Here is a 22,487-nt window from a genome sequence, read left to right as displayed (position 1 = left end):
GACGGGCCATTCAGAAAGAACAGCATGCCCGCAGGATCGCGTCAAATCACGCGATTCCACCGTCCGCCGCATCCGGCTCCGGCAGGTCCAGTTCGATATGCGTCGCAGTGCCGCCCGTTCCCTCGACTTCAATCTTGCCGTTCAGGCGCGACACCATCGTTTCGACCAATGTGGTGCCCAGCGAACGGCGGGTCCGGTCGCGCAGGATTGCGCCGGCGCCGATCCCGTCGTCGCGGACGCTCATGGAGAGCCGCCGGCCTTCAAGGCCGCCGATGATGCTGATCGTCCCCGTCCGGCCGTCGGGAAAGGCGTGCTTGAAGCTGTTGGTGACCAGTTCGTTGACCACGAGGCCGATGTTGATCGCGAGATCGATGGGAATGACGATCTGCGGCATGTCGTATGTCAGCATGATCCGCGGATCCGGTTCCGCGAAGACGTCGCGGATGCGGCGGCAGAGATCGCCGACATACTCTCCGAGTTCGATCCGCGCGACGTTCTCGCCATGGTAGAGATGGTCGTGGATCAGGCTGAGCGACCGGATACGCCCCGACAGCGCGGCGAGTTCATGCTTCGCCTCCGGACTGCGGGCACGGGCGCCCTGCAGCGACACGAGGCTGCTGACGATCTGCAGGTTGTTCTTGACCCTGTGGTGGACCTCGCGGAGCAGCACCTCTTTCTCGTCGAGATTGGCCCGCAGCTTCTCGTTCGCGGTGACGAGTTCCTCCTCGCGGACGCGCAACTGCTGCAGGCTCTCGAGCAGTTCCCGGTTCTGCTGCTGGACCTCGGCCACCGGATCGGCCTGACGCATCCGGGCGAGGCGGCCGGCTGCCTGCTGAGCCTTCACCTTCAGGGTGTCGTGCGTCATGTCGCTGCCGGCGATCCATTTCGCCATGACGACGGTCGTACCCGACGGGCCCGTCTCGAGTGTGAACTCGTCCATCAGACGCCGGGCTCCCGGAATGCCGAGGCCCAGCCCTGTCTTCGACTGGTAGCGCCCGCCCAGCACCGCCTCGACGTCCCCGATGCCCCGGCCCGTGTCCGAGACCTGGACGACGAGGGCCGGACGCGTCTTCGTGTTCGCGACGCCGAATTCGATGCGACCGCCGCCTGCGTAGGAGACGGCGTTACGTGCGATCTCCGATACGGCGGTCGCGATGCGCGTCTGATCCTGCTCGGCGAGCCCGAGCCCCGCCGACACCGCCCGCGCCCACTGGCGCGACTGGACGACATCCGCACCGGTGCGCAGGGTCGCTCGGAAGATCGGGATCTTCATGCGATGCGGGCCGTGAAGACGGTACAGTCATCCCGCCTGCGCCGGAAATCGCGGTACAGGACCGCCCCGATCGTCAGTGGATGGCGGCTCGCCAAGCCGCGATACTTGCCGAGGTCCCATCGGGTGCCCAGGCCGTCGGAAGCGAAGATGGCCAAAAGCTCACCCTCGTAGGGATACTCGATCACCCGCGCCCGCCCGGTGTTCCGCCCAACGATACCTTCGTACGAGAGCGTGCGGCTGGTGCCGCCGTCCCATCGCAGCCAGCCGGAGATGTTGCCGACGCCCATGAAGCTCAGCAGCGATCTGCGATGGTCGATCGACGCGATCGCGACAGCGGCACCCCGTGTGCCGTGGAGCGCGCGGTCGATTCGCTCCATGCTCTCTTCGAGGGATTCGACGCCGGTCTGCGCTGCGAACGTGACGCATGCCGCATCGGTCGCTTCGGCAGCCTTGGCGCCGTGTCCCAAGCCGTCGCACACCAGGATGTCGGTGATGCCGGCGCTGCGGCGCACTGCCCAGCCGTCGCCGCATGCGGTTTCTCCAGCCGCAGGAACGGCGAAGCATCCGAAGACCGTCCCGCCGGCATGCGGCTGGAAGGGCTGGGGCGCGACAGGTGCCTCGATGGAATGGCGCGGGTGGATCGTTGCGACGACCACCGTGCCTTGCCCGGAGAGGGAGAAGAGTTCGAACATGTCCGACTGGCGCTGGATCGTGCCGAGGCCGACACCGGGTCCGTCGCCCGTCGTGAAGCCGTCTTCCATGCACTCAGCCGGATTCGCCATCCCGGGGCCGCTGTCGAGGGCTGCAATGGTGACGGAGCGGATATCGCCGTCCGCGCGCGGTGCGATCAGGATCTCACCTTGGCCCGCATGCCGCAAAAGGTTCGTCGCCGCCTCCGTCGCAACGAGGGCGGCACGCGCCGCGTCGGCTTCCGACAAGCCGATATCGTTCGCCATGAGGAGGGCGCGCCTGCGTGCTTCAGCCACCTGGCTGCGCTCCCGGACGTCGACGGCGACTAGGGTCTTCTGAGCCAACTCGCGATCCTGACCGTGGTTCCCTGACCGGGAGCAGACGTGATCTTGAACTCGTCGCTCAGCCGCTTCGCGCCACCCAGGCCCATTCCCAGACCGGTTCCGGTCGTGAAGCCGTCCCGGAGCGCCAGCTCGATATCGGCGATCCCCTTGCCTTCGTCGATGAAGGTCAGGATCACTCCGCTGCCCCTCGGCGCCTCCCGGCCGGCGACCTGCATCTCTACGCGCCCGCCACCGCCGTGGACGAGCACGTTCCGGGCGAGTTCGCTCGCCGCGGTGACGATGCGGGTTCGGCGGAGCGTCGAGGCGCCGACGGAATCCATGGCCTTGCCGACGGCGCGACGCACCGAAGCGATGTCCTGCGGCCGGCGGATCTCGATGCGCAATCCGGGCTCATCGGCCATTGCTCGCCGCTCTGCCATCGATCTGCTCGCGGATCAGGCGCAGCCCGCGGTCGACGTTCAACGCCGTCCGTACCTCATCCAGGTGCATCCCGAGTTCGACGAGCGTGATCGCGACCGCCGGCCGCATGCCGACCAGAACCGAGGCCGCGTCGAGGATCGCGGCCATGCGCGCGATGCTCCCGAGCATGCGGCCGATGAAGGTGTCGACGACGTCCAGCGCCGAGATGTCGATCAGCACGCCGCGCGCGTGGGTCTTCGAGATCCGCTCCGTCAGCCGGTCCTGGAGGTCGAGCACGGCCCTGTCGTCGAGATCCTCCTGGATGGCGACGAGCAGACAGTCCTGGACCTCGAAGATCTGGACTTCGCCCGCACCGGGGTCGAACTCATCCACGATGATGCCCCAGCTCGGCGAACAGCGGACCGTGCTGCGTCTGGGCGTATGTCTGTGCCTGCATCTGGCGGAGTGCGTGCGCCAGGGCGCTCTGGATGTCCGATTTCGTCACGACCTGCGGCAGCTCGACGCCGAGATGGACGATGGTCTGCGCGATCTGGGGGCGGATGCCGCTGATGATGCAGTGCGCTCCCATCAGACGGACCGCGGCCGCCGTCTTCAGCAGGTGCTGCGCGACGAGCGTGTCGACCGTCGGCACGCCGGTGATGTCGACGATGGCGAACTCGGCGCCACGCTCGACGATCGCCTGAAGAAGGTTCTCCATGACCATCTGCGCCCGGACGCTGTCGAGCGTCCCGATCAGGGGCAGGGCGAGGATCTTGTCCCACAGCTGAACCACCGGCGTGGAGAGTTCCATCATCTCCGTCTGCTGGCGCTGGATGATCTCCTCGCGCTCGGCGATGTAGACCTCGTTAGTGTAGAGGCCCAACTGGTCGAGGATCCGGCTGATGGACCATGCCTGCTTCAGGAGGTCGGACGGAGAGTCGGCCAGTTCGTTGGTGAGGCCCTCGAAGAAGGGCTGCTTCAGGGACAGGATGAAGGTCGCCATTTCGGACGGCGTGAAGCCGCGCTCGACGCGCCGGTCGGTGGCTTCCTTCAGAAGCTGCTTGAGGTCCGCCCACTCATCGGCATCGAGATCGATCCGCTCGTTGATGTCGACGCGCGATACGGAGGTCGCGAGCGCATCAAGGATGGCCCGCGACTGCTGCCTGATCTCGCTCTCCCGCATCAGGTCCCGGCGCAGCACGCCTTCCGAAGACTGGGCGGCGATCCATGCGTTGAGAATGCTGTCGAACCGCCTGCGGAGGAGTGCGTCGAGGTTCTTCGAGGAGTTCGGCATCAGGACCTTCTGAGTTCGGGAAGTGGTCCCCAGGCGGGGAACGGGGCCTTACCCTGCGGGTAAACGGCGAGAGCGCAATAATGTTCGGATCGAAGTGAACGACCGTGCAAGAGGCGACCATCCGCCCCCGCAGCAAAGGCCGCACGAGCGGAGACAGCAGCAAAGGGCGCTCGACCCGAGGAAGAAGGGGGAGTCGCTTCGGCTGGATGCGTGCGGCCGGGGCCGGTCAGCGGCGCGACCGGCGGAGCGAAGGCGGCGCCGTGGAGGGCGCAGCCATTCTAAAGCGCGTCGGTGCCTCGCTCGCCGGTCCGGATCCGGACGACGTGGTTCAGATCGTAGACGAAGATCTTGCCGTCACCGATCTGTCCGGTGTGTGCGGCCAGCTTGATCGCCTCGACGGCACGCTCGGCGAGGTCGTCGGACAGGGCCACCTCGACCTTGACCTTCGGAAGGTAGCTGACGGCGTACTCGGCACCGCGATAGACCTCGGTATGGCCGCGCTGCCGGCCGAAGCCCTTCACCTCGGTGGCGGTCAGGCCGTGGACACCGAGATTGGTGAGTGCGTCGCGCACCGCATCGAGCTTGTGCGGCTTGATGACTGCCATGACGAGTTTCACGCTGCCACTCCCTCAGTGATGGAGGATCTGGCTCAGAAACAACTTCGTGCGCTCCGAGCGGGGGTTGTTGAAGAACTCCTCCGGCTCGTTCTGCTCGATGATCCGGCCCCTGTCCATGAAAATGACACGGTTGGCGACGGTTCGGGCAAAACCCATCTCGTGGGTGACGCAGAGCATCGTCATGCCGGTGTGCGCCAGCTCGACCATCACCTCGAGCACCTCCTTGATCATCTCCGGGTCGAGGGCGGAGGTCGGCTCGTCGAAGAGCATGACTTTCGGTTGCATGCACAGGGCACGCGCGATGGCGACGCGCTGCTGCTGGCCGCCGGAGAGCTGGCCGGGATACTTGGCGGCCTGCTCGGGAATGCGCACGCGTTCCAGGTAGCTCATCGCCTCGGCCTCTGCTTCCGCCTTCGGCGTCTTGCGCACCCAGATCGGGCCGAGCGTGCAGTTCTCCAGGACGGTGAGGTGCGGGAACAGATTGAACGACTGGAAGACCATGCCGACCTCGCGCCGGACCTGGTCGATGTTCTTCAGGTCGTTCGTCAGCTCCGTCCCATCGACGATGATGCGGCCCTTCTGATGCTCCTCCAGCCGGTTGATGCAGCGGATCAGGGTGGACTTGCCGGAGCCGGACGGACCGCAGATGACGATGCGCTCGCCGCTGGCGACGGTCAGGTCGATGTCGTGCAGGACGTGAAACTGGCCGTACCACTTGTTCACGCCGATCAGCTGGACCATCGGCGCGTCGGAGGGCAGCGGGCTGGGCATCGCAGCGTTCGCCATGTCGTGGTGTCCTTCAGCTCCGACGGTTGCCGGTGTAGAGATCGCGCTCGAGATACTGGCTGTACTTCGACATGAAGTAGCAGAAGACGAAGTAGATCATCGCGATGAACACATAGCCCTCGACGAAGTAGACGCGCCATTCCGGGTCGGCCACCGCCTGCCGCATCGCGAGCAGCAGGTCCGTCAGACTGACGATCGCGACGAGGGACGTGTCCTTGAAGAGGCCGATGAAGGTGTTGACGATCGGCGGTATCACCATCCGGATCGCCTGTGGCAGGACGATCATGCGCTGCGTCTGCCAGTAGCTGAGGCCGATCGCCTGGGCCGCCTCGACCTGCCCGTTCGGCAGCGCCTGCAGGCCGCCGCGGATGACCTCCGCGAGATAGGCCGCGCTGAACAGGATGATCGCGATCTGCGCCCGCAGGAGGGCAGCGATCGAGATGCCCTCCGGCAGGAACAGCGGCAGCATGAACGACGCCATGAAGAGCAGCGAGATCAGCGGTACGCCGCGGATGAACTCGATGTAGACGACGCAGATCGCGCGAATGACCGGCATCTTCGAGCGCCGGCCGAGCGCCAGGACGATCGACAGTGGAAAGGCCGCGGCGATGCCGACCATGGCGAGTAGGAGCGTCAGCGGCAGGCCGCCCCAGAGCTCGGAGCGGACGTGCGTCATGCCGAGGAAGCCGCCCCACATCAACCCGAAGAAGACGGCGAAGGCGGCGATCCACACCCCCGCCAGCCACAGCTTCCAGTTCGCCCGCCGACAGCTGACGGCGACCGCGGCGATCAGCACCAGCATGCCGAGGAAGGGACGCCACTGCTCCATGTACGGGTAGCGCCCGAACAGGATCAGCCGGTACTTGTCGTGCACCATCGCCCAGCAGGCGCCCTCGGCGCCACGGCAGGCCGCGGGGTCGCCGCCGCTCCAGACGGCGTCGAAGAAGAACCAGTTCAGGGCAGGGGGCACCGCCCAGACGAGGAAGGCGATCGCCAGGATCGTCAGCAGGCTGTTCCAAGGACCGTCGAACAGCCTGCGCCTGACCCAGTCCCGGGTAAGATCGACCCGCGTGGGCTCGGCGACGGGCGTTTCGGCAAATGCCTGAGTCTCGCTCATGTCAGCGCTCCACCAGCGCGACGCGCTTGTTGTACCAGTTCATCGTCAACGAGATGGCGAGACTGATGGTCAGGTAGATGCCCATCATGATGCTGATGCATTCGATCGCCTGACCGGTCTGGTTCAGCGTCGTGTTGGTCACGGAGACGAGATCCGGATAGCCGATGGCGACTGCGAGCGAACTGTTCTTGGTGATGTTCAGATACTGGCTGGTCATCGGCGGGACGATGACGCGCAGCGCCTGGGGCAGGACGACCAGACGCAGCACCAGTCCGCGGCGCAGCCCGAGCGAGGAGGCGGCCTCGGTCTGGCCCCATGGCACCGCCAGGATGCCGCTGCGGACGATCTCCGCGATGAAGCCGGCCGTGTAGATGGTGAGGCCGAGCAGCAGCGCGAGGAATTCGGGGGAGATGCTCGCACCGCCGGTATAGGTGAAGCGCGACTTCGCCGGTGCGTCGAAGGCCGTCGGGGCACCGCCGGCGAGCCAGGCGGCGGCGACGAGGCCGACGATCAGGAGGGCGACCACCTGGACGACCGGTGGCCGGACCCCGGTCGTCTCCTGCCGTCGGTTCGCCCAGCGCGTGTAGAAGACGGACGCGACGACGGCGACGAGGAAGGCGCTCGCCATCCACAGGTGCGCCGGGCTTTCCACCGGCACCGGATACATCAGGCCGCTCTTGCTGAGATAGATGCCCGGCAGGAGTTCCACCGCCGCCGATACCGCGGGCAGAAGGCCGGTGATGGCCGAGTACCAGAAGAACAGCTGAAGCAGGAGCGGGATGTTGCGGACGAGTTCGACGTAGCCCGAGGCCAGCTTGGCCAGCAGCCAGTTCTTCGACAGGCGCGCGATGCCGACGACCGTGCCGATGATCGTGGCCAGGACGATGGCGATGATGGAGACGCGCAGGGTGTTGAGGAGGCCAACGATGATCGCCCGGCCGTAGGAGTCCGCCGCCGTGTAGGAGATCAGGGTCTCCCCGACCCGGAATCCAGCTTCGTGATCGAGATAGCCGAAGCCGGATCGAATGCCCCGGACTTCGAGATTGTGCATGGTGATCGAGACGAGATAGGTCCCGATGAGAATCACGAGAAGCAGCGCGAGCACCTGATAGATGACGGCGCGCACGTCGGGATTGCGCCACCACGCAGGCGATGCGGGCTTTGCCGCGATCGCCTGGAGGCGGGGCTCGGAGCGGGTCGCCATTGCTGCGGCCTCCGGATCGCGGAGCCGCGGCCGGCCGGAGTGCGTCCGTCAGGCCGCGGCCGATGTCGTCAGCGGATCGGCATCGCGTACATAAGGCCGCCGTCGGTCCAGAGCGCGTTCAGGCCACGCTCGAGCTTGAGCGGCGTCTCGGGGCCGACGGACCGGTTGTAGATCTCGCCGTAATTGCCGACCTGCTTGATGATGCGATAGGCCCAGTCGGGGTCGAGGCCGAGCAGCTTGCCCATGTCGCCGGAGGTGCCCAGCAGGCGCTGAACCGTCGGATTCTTGCTCTCCGCCTTCATCTTGTCGACGTTCTTGGACGTCACGCCCGCTTCTTCGGCCTCGAGCGTGGCATAGATCGCCCACTTGGCGATCGTGAACCATTCCTCGTCGCCGCGCCGAACGACCGGACCCAGCGGCTCCTTGGAAATCAGTTCGGGGAGGATGACGTAGTCCTCGGGCTTGGACGCATCGACGGCACGGATCGACGCGAGGCCGGATGCGTCCGTCGTATAGACCTGGCAGCGGCCGTTGAAGAAGGCGACCTTCGATTCCTCCAGGGATTCGAAGACGACCGGCTTGAACTCCATGCCGTTGGCGCGGAAATAGTCGGCGAGGTTCAGTTCCGTCGTGGTGCCGGTCTGCACGCAGACCTCGGCGCCGGAGAGTTCCTTGGCGCTCTTCACGCCCAGGCTGGCGGGCACCATGAAGCCCTGGCCGTCGTAGAAGGTGACGCCGGCGAAGACGAGGCCGAGCGACGCATCGCGGGTGAGGGTCCAGGTCGTGTTCCGCGACAGGATGTCGATTTCGCCCGACTGGAGCGCGGTGAACCGCTGCTGCGCCGACAGGGGGACCCACTGCACTTTGTTCGCGTCGCCGAGGAGGGCGGCCGCCATGACGCGGCACATGTCGGCGTCGAGGCCGGTCCACTTGCCCTGGCCGTCGGCGATCGAGAAGCCGGCGAGGCCGGTGTTCACGCCGCAGCGAAGCTCGCCGCGCTGCTTGATGGCGTCGATCGTTGGCCCGGCGTGAGCCGTGCCGGTAAAGGCCGTGAAGGCGAGTGCTGCTGCCGTCGCCGCGATCTTCCCGAACTGCATTCTGTGCCTCCTGTTTGACGGCCACTCTTCGCATGGCCCTTGTTCGATGGTCCGCTCCTGCAAACAGTGCGCCGCCATCGTATTGCCACAAAAGTGCCGGGAATCCGGGGCTTCCGCAATCTGATAGTCACGAGCCGAACGGCCTAGGCGGCCAGCCGATCCGCTTCGCGTCTGGCCGCCGAGGCTGCGGCAGGGTCGCCCGCAGCATCGAGGACCGTGGCGTACCGCCGCCAGCTCGGCAGGCTGCGCGGCATCACGGCGACGCGCTCGGCGAGGAGGGCGCGCGCCAGGGGCAGGCGGCCCGCGGCGAAGGCGGCTTCGATCAGCATGCGCTGAAAGACGTCACGCTGCGCCCAGCTGCCGCCGAGCACGTACCAACGGTAGCGGATCGGCATCATGAGATCGACGGCGCGGCCGAATGCGCCTTCCGCATAGGCCGTGATCGCCTCGCACAGCGGCACCCCGATCTCGCGCATGATCGGTGCCACCGTCGTCGTGGCCGTGGAGGCGTAATGGCGCATCTCCTCCAGCATGCGTGCCGCCGAATTGCGCCGGCTGCCATGGACCATCGCCAGCATCATGTGCGCGTCGTTGAACGGCCGGTTGTGGAACCCGACACGGCCGGCCGACACTTCGGCGACCGCCTCCCACCGTCGCCCGACGTCGACCCCGAGCATTTCCAAGCGCATCAGGAGCGACGCGGCGTTGGCGACATCGAGATTGTCCTCCGAGGATGCCGTCCAGACCAGCGTGTCGTACTGGTCGAGGACCGCATCGTGCTTCTCCATCTCCAGGAAATAGAGGCAGCGGTGCCACAGCAGGTGGCGCGCGAACGTCCCGTGGCCCTCCCAGGCACTGCGATAGCGGTCTATCCACGCGATGCCCTCGAGCGGCCGCCCGGCGGTTTCGAAGACGTGCGCGACCGCATGGCCCGCCCAGATGTCGTGCTCGTTGATCTCGATCGCGCGCATGCCGTCGCGTTCGGCCGCCGCGAGATCGCCCGTCTCCTCGAGTCCAAAGGCGCGGCAGCCGAGCACATAGCCGTATCCCGGGACGCTCTCGTCCCAGCGCGCGATGACGCGCGCCGCGGAATCCCGCATCTGGAAGAGGTCGCCGATGAAGAAATGCAGGTAATGGGCGATCCGGAACGCCAGGATGTCCCGCGGGTGCTCCACCAGAATCGCCTCGAGACGGTCGATGGTGCCGCGGATGTCGCCGGCGCACCAGGCGGCGAGGGCGTCCACGTGCGCCCGTTCGCGCGCCGTCCCCGCCTCGGCGCGCCGCCGGGCGGCGGACAGGCTGGCGGGTGCGCGGCGGAGTGTGTCGGGCAGGCCGGCGAGGATGAGGAGGTAGCCTTCCAGACAGTGCGCCATCGGCATCCCCGGATCCGCCAGGATCACCGCTTCAACCCGCGCTCCGGTATCCGCCGCACTGGCGAGGTAGGCGTCTATGGCCCGGTCGTACGCTGCCACCGCGGAGGCGGCCACGGCGGTCAGCGGCAGACCGCGGGCATCGGGGTAGGTGCGCATGCGAATGTCTCCTGCGGTCAGGCGGCGAGAAGGGCTTCGGCCTCGCGGCGCGCCTCGGCGGCACCGTCGGCGTCGCCGAGGCTGTCGAGCGCCCGGGCGTAGTTCTTCCAGGCGGCGGGGCTGAACGGCTTGGTCGCGCGGCGCTCGGTCAGCAGGGCCCGCGCGATCGGCGCCCGCCCGGCCCGCAATGCCGACTCGATCAGCATCTGCTGAAACACATCGCGTTGCGCATGGCTGCCGCCGACGCGCTGGATGCGGTAGCGCACCGGCATCAGCAGATCGACCACGGCGCCGTAGTCGCCGGTTCCGTAGGCATAGACGGCCTCCGAAAGCGGAAGGCCGACCTCGTTCACGATCGGGCTCATCGACGCCTCGCGGTGGGCGTCCGCCCAGCCCCGCATCGAGACCATGAAATCCTCGCACCGGGCGCGGTCGCCGGTCGCGGCGAGGGGCATCATGAAATGTGCGTCGATGAACGGGAAGATATGGTCGTGGATGCGCGTGCGCGCCTTGTCGGCCAGCTCGATCCACCGGTCGCCCACGTCGACGCCGCGCATGTCCAGCCGCAGCAGCAGCGAGGTGGCGTTGGCGATGTCCAGATAGTCGTCCGACAGGTCGGCCCGCACGCGCCTGTCGTAAAGGTCGAGCACCGCATCGTGCTGCTCGAGCGCCAGATGGTACAGGGACTGGTGCCACCAGAGGTGGTAAGCGAAATTGTTCGCCTGTTCCCAGTCCGCCTCGTGCGCCGCGATCCAGGCGATCCCCTCGCGGTGGCGGCCCTGCATCTCCATCACGTGCGCGACGGCGTGCCCCGCCCAGGCGTCGGCCGGTGCCATCCCGACCGCGATCCGCCCCAGCCGCTCCGCCTCGACATACTCGCCGGCCTCCTCGAGGCCGAAGGCGCGCATGCCCAGGACGAACCCGTAGCCGGGGACGGACTCGTCCCAGGCGTAGAGGACCCGTGCCACCGAGTCGCGATGATGCTGTACCTCGCCCGTGTAGAAGTGGATGAAATGGGCGATCTTCAGCGCGAGAACGTCGCGCGGATGGTCGATCAGCAGTTCCTCGAGGATGCCGACGGTGCGCCACAGATCGCCGTCGCACCAGGCGGCGAGGGCGGCGAGGTGCATGCGCTCGCGCGGCAGGAGCCTGGCGCTGGCGGCTTCGGCCGTCTCCAACGCGCGGCGCGCCCGGGGCTGCAGGGCGGCATTGCCCATCAGGTGGAAGAAATAGCCGCGCAGCACGTGCGCCATCGGCATGTCCGGATCGACGGCGGCGACCTGACGCAAACGATCGCCGGTGTCGCGGCCGAAGCGGAGATAGGCCTCGACGGCTTTGTCGAAGGCGTCGACCGCCGCCTGATTCGCCGCCGTGAAGGCGACGCCGCGGGAATCCATCAACATGAAGAGCCTCCCTCCTCGCTGCCGAAGTCGGTGGCGCGGGCTCCGGACCGCCGGATTCGGCCGTGTCCGGGGCCGCTGGAAAAAAACGCGCTCCGACCGCTTTCAAGCATATTGCAAAGCCGCGCGGCCTGCGTATAGTCCGGCCCTCGCGACGCCGGGGAACACCGGCGCCGCGGACGCGGGAGTAGCTCAGGGGTAGAGCATCACGTTGCCAACGTGAGGGTCGAGGGTTCGAATCCCTTCTCCCGCTCCAAGTTTTCGGAGCAATATCAAGGCGCTAGCCCTGCCGGGCCAGCGCCTTTCGCGTTTCCGCGCACAGCCCGAAAATCTCCGATTCAGCTATATCAAAGGCTTAGAAAAGTCTGGGTCGTGCACAAATCGTGCACAACACGGCTCGCTCTTCGAATAATGACAGCCTATCGACGGCTCGGATACCATGCTGATATTGGTGATTTCAAAGCATGGCTCACATTATGAAGAAACACGTGATTTTTCCCGGACTCCAGTTGTACACCCGCGCCGACATGATCGGTGATTCCCTCTACTGTTACTTCAAGTATGGCCGCAAGCCGGTTCGGCGTTCTATGGGAACGGCTGACCTGGGCATCGCTATTCAGCGTGCAGTCGACCTGTACAACCGCTTCCAGGCAGGTGAGGGGGATCGAGTTGCCGAGAAGGCAGTGCGGAAACCCTCGTTCGCCAGCGCTGCCCAAAGCTTCCTGAAGTCAGTAGCCTCGCACTCCGACTACGCGAACAAGGAAACCGTGGTGCGGCGATTCTTCGTCCCCTTCTTCGGCGAGGAACTCGGCCGGACGATCGATGCGGTCACTCAGGGCGATATCGCCGCCTACCTGGAATGGCGGCGGACCTACCACAGTCGCCCTCGGCAGTCGGAGCAGGTCGCCTACGATCGCAACGGTAAGCGCATTCTCGCAAAGCGGCAGACCTACGGGGAACCCACCGGGAAAACGCTGAACCGGGAGAACATCGCTCTGCGGCAGTTGCTGGATCATGCCGCGACAAAGGGTTGGCTGAAGAAAGCCGATGTGCCGACGGTTCCGGCGATGAAGCAGAAGAAGAACCGGCGTGAAGCGATCAGCCCGACCGACTATGAGCGGATGATTTCTGTCGCCCAGGAGCGCGTCCAGAACGCGCCAGATGAGCGGCAGCGGTACCAACGGACGGTCTTGCGCGACTTCATCATCGTCGTCAGGCACACAGGGCTGCGGCCGCATGAAGCGTTCGGCCTTACCTGGGCTGACGTGCGAATTGCCGACCGTGTTCTGCGTGTGCGGGGCGGGAAGACCGGTCGGCGCGATGTCGCCCTGATCGACGATGATGTCGTTGAGCACCTCCTTGCAATCCGAAAACGGCATACTGACGCGCAGGAGGGGAAGCTCGACCCGTCGACCGCGATATTCACCGGCTTCGATGGCACGCCAACCGGCTCGGTGAAGAAGTCGTTCGAGAACCTCATCGCCGCCTGCCAGTTCGGACACGCCGTGGCGGACGATTATTGCCCGTACAGCCTCCGCCACCTCTTCGCCACCGACATGGTCGGGAGGGGGTGCGTCGACGGAGTGCTGGCGAAACTAATGGGCACCAGCAGGCGGATGCTGGATCACTTTTATGATCAGAGCACTGTCGAGATGGCGCGCCGTTGGGTCGAAGAGCGCGAGCGGGCAGGGCGGCATCTGCGCCGGCTGGGTGAAGCGGATGAACTGAGGCTGCTCGACCCGGATCTCGACGATCGGCGGATCGTGCTTGGCCCGGACGGAGTGCTGAGGGTCGAGGCAGCGTAGCCGGGGCGGGGCAGCGGTCCCTGTCGGCTGCTGCCCCAGATGCTCTCTGGACGCGCTCCAAGCGTCGCTGGGTGGATCTCCGGATGATCAGGTGGCCTAGATGCCAGACGAGCGGGATCGGCCTCTTGGCCAGGTCCAGAATGTGTCCCAAGGTGGCAGATGCAGCGAAGCGCCCTTGGCTTCACCATCCTGTCGCGGCCTTGTTTGCCGGCGCCCTCTTGCGAACCGATACCGGGGGAGCACGGATTTTCCACTGTCATGCTGCCAGAGTTGGTGATCGAAATGGATGACGATCTTGACAGCCTCACGCGCGATGAACTCGTCGCCGAGATCGTCCGGCTGCGCGCTGGGATCCGCGCCCACCGCGATAGTAGCGGTCACGACCTGTGCTGGCATCATCCGCAGCTTTGGGGCCTTTTGCCGGAGCCTGTTCCGCACGATCTTGCCGTTCCAGCCTGGCCTCAGTTTCTCCGTGGCTGCGTCCGGTATCGCGAGGCGCTCGATCGGGAGTTGCCCAACGCCATGGCGGCGGAGGATGACTATCAAGGCGGCTAGTGATCGCGCCTTCTGATTGCCCCAGGCACATAGCACGACCAATGCGCGGAGATGGAGAAGCCCGTAACGCTCGGCCGAACCCGCCTACAGCGGTTCTGGCGACTGGCCAAGAAGCGGCGACACACGGATGGGCATGCTGAATTCGAGAGCAGCCTATGATCGCTCTCGTCATCATCCTGCTGGCCGTCTGCCTCGGTCTGCCGCTGTTCTACGCTTGGCGGATTTGGCGGCTGAACGAGCCTTCTGCTTTGAGTTGGCTGCTCGTGGTGACCGACGCCTGCGCATTCGTGGCGTTGATCATGCTCGTCGGTCGCTGGGATATGGCAGGCTTCTACGTGCGGTTCGCGCTGCTCGCACTCGTTGCGGCGGCGGCCATCCGTTCCTTCGTTCACCATGCACGGCGGCCGTGGGCGCCACCGTTCGCAGGGTTCCTTTGGACACATCTCCCTACCATTCTCTCCCTCGTCGCGTTCAGCGCCGCGCTGGCTTATGTCGTCAGCGGACTTCTTCCGCCCGGACGGACAATTGACCTCGCTTTTCCGCTCCGGGACGGCCGCTTCATCGTAGGCCAGGGCGGTGGCGTCATGCTTCTAAACCGACATGTCAGCCATGAGGCGCAGCGTTTCGCGGCCGATATCACTGCGATCGGCCCCGCAGGCTTCCGCGCCAGGGGGATCCTTCCGCGCAAACTGGACAATTACGAGATCTTCGGGAAGCAGGTAGTGGCGCCGTGTGATGGAGCCGTCATGTCGACCGTAGACGGGCTTCCGGATCTACCGCCGCCGGAGGCTGACCGCGAGAACCCGGCAGGCAACCATGTGGTGCTCTTATGCGGCGGGCTGCAGGTCGAACTGGCGCATCTTCAGCGCGGCAGCGTCAGGGTCGAACCCGGCCAGGACGTGCGCGTCGGCGACCTGATGGGGCTGGTCGGGAACTCTGGCAATACGACCGAGCCGCATCTCCATATTCACGCGGTAGATCCGGACACGGGTGCCGGCGTGCCGATCACATTCGATGGACGCTACCCGGTCCGCAACCGCCTCTACAGCTACTAACGGTTCCGGAGGTTTCTCGACCCGCTAAAGGCCCAGGGTCCGCTGCGCCATCGGTACCTCAACTCTTAGGCCGTCGCAGAGATCATTGATCCGCACCTGGCAGGATAGCCGGGACCGTGCGTCGACGGCGAAGGCGAAATCCAGCATGTCTTCCTCCATCGCGGTTGGCGACTCGAGAACCGCGCGCCAAGCAGGATCGACATGGACGTGACACGTGACGCAGGCGCAATGGCCACGACACTTGGCATCGATGCCTGGGATCGAGGCGCGCAACGCGACCTCCATCAGGGACATTCCGACCGATGCGACGATCTGCCGGCTGGCCCCGTCAGCCTGGACGAATGTGATAGTCGGCGTGTGTCTTCCAATCATTACCTGCAGCGCTGTCAGCCCAAGAAGATGGGGATCGCCGCGACCCCCGTGTAGATGGTCATACTCACCAACATCCCATGTATAGCGCGCTCCTGCTCGACGCTTGGCCGGGCCGGTCACAGACCGTGCTCAGCGGTGTGATGAGTCTCCAGGTGGGGGGCGGGCAAGCCACGATGCACTCATACTTCAACGCCCGGCCCCGCATGCACCGGTCGCTCGCGGTTGCCGTCACCTGCCAACTCCTTCGGGCGGAAAAGCACAATCCAAGCCGGCCCCGTCAAGGTGATCCCACCGAGGATAACGAAGGCGGTCAGCCATGCTTCGGGTGATGCGGCACCACCGGCGATGTCGAGAACGGCTCCGAACACGGGCGGGCCGAAGATCCCACCAGCGAAGCCGATCATCGAATGCACGGCAATCGTGGCGCCACGAAATCGGGGGTCGGCGTTGCCGAGCGCGCCGGCGGTGACTGAGGCACTCTCCGACGTGAGGAACATGCCGTAGAGGAGGGCAACAGCGACCACCAGCGGATAGAACTCCTGGCTAAGGCCGAGGACAATGCCGGTGATCGCCGAGAGCGACATAAGCGCCGACACCGTGCGCTTGCGACCGAACCGGATTGAGCATTCGCCGCCGAGGAGGATGGCGACAATCCCGACCACCGCCATCGCGAACGCCACCTTGGCCGGGCCGAAAAGACCCTCGACAATGCCGCCACCGGAGAAAGTCAGGAATGCGATGATCCAGGCGCGGATCGTGTACAACTCGAAACTGTGTGCGAAGTAGGCAAGCGAATAGGCCATCGAGTTCCGATTACGCAGGACTGGCCGCAGGTCGAGCAGCCCCGCCGGTGCACCTTCCTTCCCGGCGGGCTTGCTCCCGGAAACGAACAAAAGGATCAGCACGATCGCCATCGCAGTGGCGGCGGCCGGGACGGCGAAGGCGAGCCGCCACGCGAAGTCGCCGACGATCCAGTCCGCCAGGAGGTAGGACGAAGCCGTGCCGATACCAAAGCTGGCGGTATAGAAGCTGACGGCGCGCGACTGGGCGCTTCCCGACAAGCGGTCGGCCAGAAGGCGGAGGCCGGGCATGTAGGTGCCGGCGAGACCGGCACCAGCCAGCGCCTGCAGGAACAGCGCGCTCCCCAACCCGTCGGCAAAGACCGCGAAACCCGCGTTCCCGAGGATCGCGAGCAGGGCACCGACCAGCCAGATCCGGCGCGGATCTATCTTGTCGGTCAGCGTGACCAGCACCGGGACGGCGACGGTATAGCCGGCAAAAAAGCTGCCGCCGATCCAGCCGGCTTCGGTGTTGGTGAGCGCCCAGGCGTCGCGCAGCGGCCCTAGGAGGACCGGATAGGTCGAGAAGCCCAGCATCGTCAGCACTTGCGCGATGCAGACCAGTGCGGTCAACCGTCGGCCAGACAATCTCGTCATCAACCGCTCCGCCAGAGGAACTCAAGGAGCGACACTAGCCCTTTCGGAGGCAGCGCGGGTCAGCTTGCGCCAGCGCAGGGTTGGCCCGGAGAAATCGCCGGCTGCGGGGCTCGTTGATCGTCTCGAGTGCGCCACACCGCCGGCAGGAATGCGAACCAGGCAAATGCCACCAGTTGCACCGTCAGCGCTATCGAGAGGGCTGCCAGGTATGCGGGCGCGGGATAATGGCCACCGACGTCTGGTTGCCACTGCCCGACGATGGCACCCATGACCCACTGCATCCCGAACGCCGTCAGCATGTGCATCAGGTTAAGCAGCGCATTCGCAGATCCGAGCCCGTTCAGGCAAAAGCGCTCTGACATCACCGTGAAACTCAGGACGGAGATGCTCCCGAAGGCGCCGATCGCGCCCCAGGTGACGTAGGTCGGGGGAGCAACGCGGAAGAGGATCGACCCCTCAAGCATCACGAACAGGAGCGCAGCACCGGCGAGCACGTCGATCGTCCTGACGCCCACACTGCGCAAGCGGTGCGCCGCCAATCCGAGGAAAAGGGCGCCGCAGACGAGCCCACAGGCCATGATGAGCATGTGACCCACCACCAGGTCACGTGGCATCTTCTCGACATCGGCCAGCCAGGGTGCCGCCCAGAGGCTCTGAAAGGCCCAGGCCGTCCCGAGACAACTGGCGGAAAGTGGCGCGACGCGCAGGAATGTTCGGTCGCAGAGTACGGCCTTCAGATTTGCTGTCGGCATCCGCCGACTGTTCGAAGGCGGCCGATCCTCGATTGTCGTGTGGACGCAGATCGCGAGCAGCAATGCCACGAGAGCCAAGCCGCCGAACACGCCGCGCCAACCGACGGCATCGAGAACCCATTCCAGCGGGACCGTGGCGCTGACCGCCCCCATCGTGCCCAGCGCCACCAGGACGCCGTTTGCGAGGGCTAGGCGGTTAGGAGGGCAGCATTGCGCTATCCACCTTAGGCCCGCGAGCAGAGCCCCGGAGACACCGACGCCGATAAGGGCGCGCCCCGTCAGGAGCATGATCCAGTTGTCGCTTGACGCGCAGAGGGCGCTGCCGATTCCGGCGATCACCAGAAGAGCGCTCTGGATGTGGCCGGCCCCGTAGCGGTCGAGCAGTACGCCGGCGGGGATCTGCACGAGCGCAAAGAGAAGGAAATGAACTGCGCCGATGAGGCCCAACTGCTCTGGCGATAAGGTGAAAGCAAGCCGGAGGTGGTCGCCGAGCAGAGCGCCGCTGCACTTGTAGAGGTAGGATAGATGATATCCCGCAGCGAGGGTGAGGAAGCCGGCGACGGCAAACCGGGCGCCGTGCGTCACGAGACCGGCATCGCATGCAGGCCGCAGGCCCATAGCGATGTCCGAACGGCTCGCGACACTCTCGGCATGTGCCGGTTGGACGGCGAGTCTGTCCACGGAACACCAGTTTGTCGTTCTGTCCGAGGCCGATAGCGGAGAGCTATGGCTGGACGAGCACTCAACGCGGCAGAATGTGGGCTGCCGGCGTCGTATCCGGAGTGAGCACAGTCACCGACGCGCAATGTCGGGTTGCCCGGCGGGCTCTAGACGCACCTTGGATGTTTCCAGGAAACTTTGCGGGAGCGGCTGATCGCTTGCCGCCGCCGGCGATGACGCTCTTGGCGATCAAAGGGGGGATCGGGATGTTGATCGCAGTCAACATCCCGATCGTTGTCTCGAGGGAGGTCCTGTCCGCCGATCCCCGGCATATTGTCCGCGCAGTTCATGCATGCGGCGGAGGCTGCGATCGGAGCGGAAATGGCTCGCCAAGGTCTGGGCGCAGAGCCGCCTCCGGGCGGCATGAGAATCGTCGCCCCAGGAAGGCACAACCCCTACATCCGCGCCTCGCTTCCGTGCGAGGGGCAGAGGGAGCCGCATCGTCGACGCGGCTCCCCTCCACGGCGTGCGTTATGCTGCTTCCTGCTGCTCCTTGGGCTTGCGCGTACGCCGGCCTTTGGGTGCGGGAAGAGCTTTCGTGGGCTGACCGCTACGACCCTTTTGTCCGAGGCCGATCCGCTTTGCCATCTCCGAACGTGCCGTCGAATAAGCAGATGCGACCATTGGGTAGTCGCTGCGCAGGCCGAAGGTGTTGCGATACTCAGCCGGCGTCATCCCGTGAGAGGTGGAGATGTGCCGCTTCAGCGTCTTCTGCTGCTTTCCGCAGACGAGGCAGACGAGATGATCAGGAGCGACCGACTTCCTGATCGATACCGCTGGGGGGATCTCTTCCGCCTCAGGCACTTCCTGCTGACGGGTGAACGATGCAGCGACGCTCTTGATGATCGTCGACAGTTCAGCGGCCGGTGTCGAGTTGTTGCTCACGAACGCAGATACGACCTGCGCGGTCAATTCTGCGAGCCTAGCTTCCGTCAGCTTGTTCTCCGTCGAATTAGCATCGGACATACACGTTGCTCCATGGGGCCAGTAGGGATGATCGGGTTAGTAAGTGCGGTCGGCCGCATTCACAACGTTTGAAACGCGCCGCACGACACGAAGTTCGCGGCTATGGTCGTTATGTGTAGAAATGGCATTTACAGCCACCCCAGGTTGGCAGCCGTTTCCGGCTTCTTCCCCAGACTCGTTCAGAACGTTCTCCAGGCGTTGCAGGGATGGAGCGGATGGTCGGGACACTAGTGCCGATCCAACCGACACCCGTTCTCGGCCTCTGCAGAATGCTTCCTCGGAGCAGAGGGCGGGCGGGGGCGGATTGTATTGCTCATCGCCATTGGCTACCGGCGTCGATGCCCGACAAGCTGATCCTGATCAGCATCTGGATCGCGGAGTGCTCTGCGCCAAGCGTCGCATCAGGACGCCCACGATCACGACGGTGTCATAGCGGGTGGATAGACTCAATCCACGCTTGGTGGCTCGGCGCCGGCGCGCGGAGCAATGACCCCGGACTTTCTCACCTCTCCGCCGTGCCGTAAGCGGAACAGGACAGCGTCCGCTTCGCGGTCGAAATGAAAACTTGCGCGGCCCGCTTCGATCCTCACGCAGCGGGCACCGAACCGCTCCGTCATTTGATCGCGTCTAGATCTCGCGGCAAAGTCCGCGAGCTGAAACGCCGATAACCGCCAGCGATCAGCGGGATAAGGATTGTACGCTGGAAGAACAGTAGGGCAGGGGATGGTAATTATGATCATCGTCGGTTCTCCGGAAGTGCTCCAGAGACGGTAATAGTGGGGCCGCGGGTTGTCGAAATTCTAGATCGATGAACCCGTCACTCATTCCACCATCGAAATCGGTACGTCGTGACGACCACGTTCCCCACTTGGCAGTTCATCATCACTTCCGCCACTCTTCGCGGCTTTGGTGTCCACTCGGTAACCAGACCTGGCACGGATCGGTCTCGCTGCCGATGCAGGTTGCTCCACGTCTTGCTGCATTCGACCTATTCACTTGCTCAGCCAAGCATGCAGAGGAACCGAAGGACGGTCCAGGTCTCGATCGTTGAAACGGCACGGCGGCCTTCTTCATCCGCCGCATGACGCCCGGGAGACGTGCTCATCGGCACGCCCAAGATCGGTGCATCGCAGAACTCAGTTGTCCTCCGCGCGTCGGATGGCATGTTCGACCATGTCGTAGGCGACATTGCTCATATTATCATTGTGACGGCGAGCGATCTGCCGGAGCCGCTCGTATAGGTCACTGCCGAGGTCGACAGTTATGCTGGTGCGGGGCCGCGGCCGACCAGATAGAATTTCATCTCGCTTCACGGTTGCTCTCCTGCTGTTCGGATATTTATGCGGAGAAATCAGTCAGACCTCTGTTAATGGATGGTAGATCTAGGGTCACGGCGCCGCGTACATCACCGATCATCTATCACCCGATGCACAATGGAGGGCCGCAGGCTGGAAAAAAGTACATCTCCACCTCGCAGCCGGCGCTGCGGAGAGCCTTGTCGATCGCCGAAGTCCATCCGGACAGACTTCACCACGAACGTCGCACTTGGACGCTGAACATCGAGAGCGCGAAGCCAGTTGCGGATTCCGGAAGGACCCTTCTCTCGCTACACCCGTCTTGTTGACGCAACGCCCTCGAAGAGGTGGCGGACCGACTCTCGAAGAAGTTGATCGTGGTTAACTTTTTGAAGCCACTGCGATGGTGGACGAGCGGGGTGGACGGACACGCCAAGTCTGCGGGGTCGGAACTCACCGCGCGCGTCCGGCGATCGTTGGGGCAACCGGGGCAGAACATCCATCCGGCCAGGCGAATGCCTACCGCGGTGGCTCGATCATGCTTCCGTGCCGGAGCAGGAATATCAGCGCCTCCGCCTTGTTGTGGACACCGAACGTCGCCGCTTCCAGACTGACTTCGATCGGCGCGCAGCCATAGACGTCCGTCCACGCTTGTCTCACCACCTCCAAGGGGCTGGTGAGGTCGGGATCGCAGTCAGCCGCGATTGCTCGCGCGATAAGCCGGGAAGCGGCGAGGGAGATATTCGCCGGCGTGACGACGACGCGATCGGCAATCGTGATCCGGATCATCATGGTTCTGCCTGGTCGGAGCCTTCGTCGGCTTCAGCTGGCGGGGATTGCGGGCCTTGGAAGTATGATTTTCCCTCACCCTCGTTGATGTTGCCGCTAGGCGCGCGGAAGTAGTTTTCGACCTTCTCATCAATCGCCAGGAGTGTACGTATGCGGTCGATGGGGCTGAGCCGATCGGGGATTTGACCGATCAGATGATCGCGAAACTCGCGCTGGAACCTGGCGAGCATGCGGGGCCGCCAGCGTTTCGTCCGGTGATCGATCGGATGGTACCGTTCCACCCACCGGTTCACCCACTGCCGGTCTGCGTCGATCGGCCGGCAGCACGAAACGCAATCCGGCTCGTCGCAGATCTTACGGAGATTGAACCCAGCAGGGAGCGGTCCGTGGCGGTCTTCAAAGAGGACCCGGCGCGCTTGAAATTTGTACCGAATGTTATCGCGTTGAAGAACGATGTTCGATGGTGGGTAAATCAAGTGCTGTCCTCGGATGATCGATCGACGGTGAATACGTGCGACGAGCTTTCCGCGCTCAGCCACGGAGAGGTCTATCATTTTCTTTGCCCTGAATGCGGTGCATGTTCATATTTACAATAACGCGCGGTATGATTCGAAATAGAAAAAGTCGGGAAAAGCTCATCATCTGCCGCGCGATGCGCCTTTTATCGTGTGCGGGCGTTAGCTATGGCAAAGAGACCCCTATGCGGGACTATCGGCAAGCACCCCAAAAGGCATAGTAATTACTCATTCATAGCCAACGACTAAAAGCACCCCAAAACCCATAGTATCCTTCGGATACTACGAGCATTGAGAATCTTCCAGCCGAAGGCCCGAAGACGGGGCCAGTTCCGCCTCAAAACCGGGTTGTCGCCAGTCGGTTCGGCCCTTCGTATCTGGCACCGTCCACGGCTTCGGCAGCCGCGGCTGCGCCGCGCCCGCCGGCACCGTCGAAATCGGTCATCGCGTCGCTCGCTCGCACCCGCTGCGCGGCTG

21 protein-coding genes and 1 tRNA gene are annotated in these 22,487 nt (G+C 64.7%); 4 read left to right on the top strand and 18 right to left on the bottom strand.

Annotation, left to right across the window (positions count from 1 at the left end; all coding sequences use genetic code 11):
- Window positions 1–46: 46 nt before the first annotated feature.
- The 12 genes from ABIE65_RS14115 to ABIE65_RS14060 form a co-directional block, all read right to left on the bottom strand.
- Window positions 47–1,273, bottom strand: coding sequence for a histidine kinase dimerization/phosphoacceptor domain -containing protein (locus ABIE65_RS14115; RefSeq protein WP_354078503.1), 1,227 nt, complete (start codon window positions 1,271–1,273; stop codon window positions 47–49).
- Window positions 1,270–2,307 (bottom strand): ATP-binding SpoIIE family protein phosphatase, encoded by a 1,038-nt coding sequence (locus tag ABIE65_RS14110; RefSeq protein WP_354078502.1) that lies wholly within the window; start codon window positions 2,305–2,307, stop codon window positions 1,270–1,272. The genes ABIE65_RS14115 and ABIE65_RS14110 overlap by 4 nt, the downstream gene beginning before the upstream one ends.
- The gene (locus tag ABIE65_RS14105) at window positions 2,289–2,708 is read right to left on the bottom strand and encodes an ATP-binding protein (protein WP_354078500.1); all 420 of its coding nucleotides are present in this window, start codon (window positions 2,706–2,708) and stop codon (window positions 2,289–2,291) included. The genes ABIE65_RS14110 and ABIE65_RS14105 overlap by 19 nt, the downstream gene beginning before the upstream one ends.
- Window positions 2,698–3,099, bottom strand: coding sequence for an STAS domain-containing protein (locus ABIE65_RS14100; RefSeq protein ID WP_354078499.1), 402 nt, complete (start codon window positions 3,097–3,099; stop codon window positions 2,698–2,700). The genes ABIE65_RS14105 and ABIE65_RS14100 overlap by 11 nt, the downstream gene beginning before the upstream one ends.
- Complete coding sequence (locus ABIE65_RS14095) at window positions 3,092–4,000, bottom strand: STAS domain-containing protein (protein WP_354078498.1); 909 nt, start codon at window positions 3,998–4,000, stop codon at window positions 3,092–3,094. Before ABIE65_RS14095 ends, ABIE65_RS14100 begins: the two co-directional genes overlap by 8 nt.
- Window positions 4,001–4,278: 278 nt before the next feature.
- Window positions 4,279–4,617 (bottom strand): P-II family nitrogen regulator, encoded by a 339-nt coding sequence (locus tag ABIE65_RS14090; protein ID WP_354078496.1) that lies wholly within the window; start codon window positions 4,615–4,617, stop codon window positions 4,279–4,281.
- A 12-nt stretch (window positions 4,618–4,629) separates the two neighbouring features.
- Entirely contained in the window at window positions 4,630–5,358 is a 729-nt protein-coding gene (locus tag ABIE65_RS14085; protein WP_502918538.1) for an amino acid ABC transporter ATP-binding protein, read from the bottom strand.
- A 58-nt stretch (window positions 5,359–5,416) separates the two neighbouring features.
- Complete coding sequence (locus ABIE65_RS14080) at window positions 5,417–6,520, bottom strand: amino acid ABC transporter permease (RefSeq protein ID WP_354078493.1); 1,104 nt, start codon at window positions 6,518–6,520, stop codon at window positions 5,417–5,419.
- A 1-nt stretch (window position 6,521) separates the two neighbouring features.
- A complete protein-coding gene (locus ABIE65_RS14075) occupies window positions 6,522–7,724 on the bottom strand; it encodes an amino acid ABC transporter permease (protein ID WP_354078492.1) in 1,203 nt (400 codons plus the stop codon).
- 68 nt (window positions 7,725–7,792) lie between these two features.
- The gene (locus ABIE65_RS14070) at window positions 7,793–8,821 is read right to left on the bottom strand and encodes an amino acid ABC transporter substrate-binding protein (protein WP_354078490.1); all 1,029 of its coding nucleotides are present in this window, start codon (window positions 8,819–8,821) and stop codon (window positions 7,793–7,795) included.
- 143 nt (window positions 8,822–8,964) lie between these two features.
- Window positions 8,965–10,350: a tetratricopeptide repeat protein gene (locus ABIE65_RS14065; protein ID WP_354078489.1), complete on the bottom strand. Its 1,386-nt coding sequence runs from the start codon at window positions 10,348–10,350 to the stop codon at window positions 8,965–8,967.
- A gap of 17 nt (window positions 10,351–10,367) precedes the next feature.
- Window positions 10,368–11,753 carry a tetratricopeptide repeat protein gene (locus tag ABIE65_RS14060; protein WP_354078488.1) on the bottom strand — a complete coding sequence of 462 codons (1,386 nt, stop codon included), beginning with the start codon at window positions 11,751–11,753 and terminating at the stop codon, window positions 10,368–10,370.
- Window positions 11,754–11,931: 178 nt separating this feature from the next.
- Between ABIE65_RS14060 and ABIE65_RS14055 the strand changes: the two genes are divergently transcribed.
- From ABIE65_RS14055 to ABIE65_RS14040, 4 genes are all read left to right on the top strand, one after another.
- A tRNA-Gly gene (locus tag ABIE65_RS14055) sits at window positions 11,932–12,006 on the top strand.
- A 220-nt stretch (window positions 12,007–12,226) separates the two neighbouring features.
- Window positions 12,227–13,555 (top strand): tyrosine-type recombinase/integrase, encoded by a 1,329-nt coding sequence (locus tag ABIE65_RS14050; RefSeq protein ID WP_354078486.1) that lies wholly within the window; start codon window positions 12,227–12,229, stop codon window positions 13,553–13,555.
- A 258-nt stretch (window positions 13,556–13,813) separates the two neighbouring features.
- Window positions 13,814–14,110 carry a hypothetical protein gene (locus tag ABIE65_RS14045; RefSeq protein ID WP_354078484.1) on the top strand — a complete coding sequence of 99 codons (297 nt, stop codon included), beginning with the start codon at window positions 13,814–13,816 and terminating at the stop codon, window positions 14,108–14,110.
- Window positions 14,111–14,265: 155 nt separating this feature from the next.
- Complete coding sequence (locus ABIE65_RS14040) at window positions 14,266–15,165, top strand: M23 family metallopeptidase (RefSeq protein ID WP_354078482.1); 900 nt, start codon at window positions 14,266–14,268, stop codon at window positions 15,163–15,165.
- Between the two features lie 24 nt (window positions 15,166–15,189).
- Here the strand turns inward: ABIE65_RS14040 and ABIE65_RS14035 are convergent, their stop codons facing one another.
- The 6 genes from ABIE65_RS14035 to ABIE65_RS14010 form a co-directional block, all read right to left on the bottom strand.
- Window positions 15,190–15,537 (bottom strand): 2Fe-2S iron-sulfur cluster-binding protein, encoded by a 348-nt coding sequence (locus ABIE65_RS14035; RefSeq protein WP_354078877.1) that lies wholly within the window; start codon window positions 15,535–15,537, stop codon window positions 15,190–15,192.
- 179 nt (window positions 15,538–15,716) lie between these two features.
- Window positions 15,717–16,949 (bottom strand): MFS transporter, encoded by a 1,233-nt coding sequence (locus ABIE65_RS14030; protein ID WP_354078481.1) that lies wholly within the window; start codon window positions 16,947–16,949, stop codon window positions 15,717–15,719.
- A gap of 83 nt (window positions 16,950–17,032) precedes the next feature.
- Window positions 17,033–18,343 (bottom strand): MFS transporter, encoded by a 1,311-nt coding sequence (locus ABIE65_RS14025; RefSeq protein WP_354078479.1) that lies wholly within the window; start codon window positions 18,341–18,343, stop codon window positions 17,033–17,035.
- Between the two features lie 573 nt (window positions 18,344–18,916).
- Window positions 18,917–19,411 (bottom strand): Ros/MucR family transcriptional regulator, encoded by a 495-nt coding sequence (locus ABIE65_RS14020; RefSeq protein ID WP_354078478.1) that lies wholly within the window; start codon window positions 19,409–19,411, stop codon window positions 18,917–18,919.
- Window positions 19,412–21,225: 1,814 nt separating this feature from the next.
- Complete coding sequence (locus ABIE65_RS14015) at window positions 21,226–21,495, bottom strand: hypothetical protein (protein WP_354078476.1); 270 nt, start codon at window positions 21,493–21,495, stop codon at window positions 21,226–21,228.
- Window positions 21,495–22,049: a hypothetical protein gene (locus tag ABIE65_RS14010; protein ID WP_354078474.1), complete on the bottom strand. Its 555-nt coding sequence runs from the start codon at window positions 22,047–22,049 to the stop codon at window positions 21,495–21,497. Before ABIE65_RS14010 ends, ABIE65_RS14015 begins: the two co-directional genes overlap by 1 nt.
- Between the last annotated feature and the right edge of the window lie 438 nt (window positions 22,050–22,487).

The sequence above is a fragment of the Constrictibacter sp. MBR-5 genome (genome assembly GCF_040549485.1).
GTDB lineage: Bacteria > Pseudomonadota > Alphaproteobacteria > JAJUGE01 > JAJUGE01 > Constrictibacter.
This window is presented reverse-complemented; position numbering and strand designations above follow the sequence as displayed.

Coding starts and splice junctions, on each gene's coding strand:
- ABIE65_RS14010 (WP_354078474.1), bottom strand. CDS start 22,049: ATGATAGACCTCTCCGTGGCTGAGCGCGGAAAGCTCGTCGCACGTATT.
- ABIE65_RS14040 (WP_354078482.1), top strand. CDS start 14,266: ATGATCGCTCTCGTCATCATCCTGCTGGCCGTCTGCCTCGGTCTGCCG.
- ABIE65_RS14025 (WP_354078479.1), bottom strand. CDS start 18,343: ATGGGCCTGCGGCCTGCATGCGATGCCGGTCTCGTGACGCACGGCGCC.
- ABIE65_RS14080 (WP_354078493.1), bottom strand. CDS start 6,520: ATGAGCGAGACTCAGGCATTTGCCGAAACGCCCGTCGCCGAGCCCACG.
- ABIE65_RS14060 (WP_354078488.1), bottom strand. CDS start 11,753: ATGTTGATGGATTCCCGCGGCGTCGCCTTCACGGCGGCGAATCAGGCG.
- ABIE65_RS14050 (WP_354078486.1), top strand. CDS start 12,227: ATGAAGAAACACGTGATTTTTCCCGGACTCCAGTTGTACACCCGCGCC.
- ABIE65_RS14065 (WP_354078489.1), bottom strand. CDS start 10,350: ATGCGCACCTACCCCGATGCCCGCGGTCTGCCGCTGACCGCCGTGGCC.
- ABIE65_RS14075 (WP_354078492.1), bottom strand. CDS start 7,724: ATGGCGACCCGCTCCGAGCCCCGCCTCCAGGCGATCGCGGCAAAGCCC.
- ABIE65_RS14085 (WP_502918538.1), bottom strand. CDS start 5,358: ATGGTCCAGCTGATCGGCGTGAACAAGTGGTACGGCCAGTTTCACGTC.
- ABIE65_RS14015 (WP_354078476.1), bottom strand. CDS start 21,495: ATGATCCGGATCACGATTGCCGATCGCGTCGTCGTCACGCCGGCGAAT.
- ABIE65_RS14115 (WP_354078503.1), bottom strand. CDS start 1,273: ATGAAGATCCCGATCTTCCGAGCGACCCTGCGCACCGGTGCGGATGTC.
- ABIE65_RS14020 (WP_354078478.1), bottom strand. CDS start 19,411: ATGTCCGATGCTAATTCGACGGAGAACAAGCTGACGGAAGCTAGGCTC.
- ABIE65_RS14095 (WP_354078498.1), bottom strand. CDS start 4,000: ATGCCGAACTCCTCGAAGAACCTCGACGCACTCCTCCGCAGGCGGTTC.
- ABIE65_RS14070 (WP_354078490.1), bottom strand. CDS start 8,821: ATGCAGTTCGGGAAGATCGCGGCGACGGCAGCAGCACTCGCCTTCACG.
- ABIE65_RS14105 (WP_354078500.1), bottom strand. CDS start 2,708: ATGGCCGATGAGCCCGGATTGCGCATCGAGATCCGCCGGCCGCAGGAC.
- ABIE65_RS14045 (WP_354078484.1), top strand. CDS start 13,814: ATGCTGCCAGAGTTGGTGATCGAAATGGATGACGATCTTGACAGCCTC.
- ABIE65_RS14035 (WP_354078877.1), bottom strand. CDS start 15,537: ATGATTGGAAGACACACGCCGACTATCACATTCGTCCAGGCTGACGGG.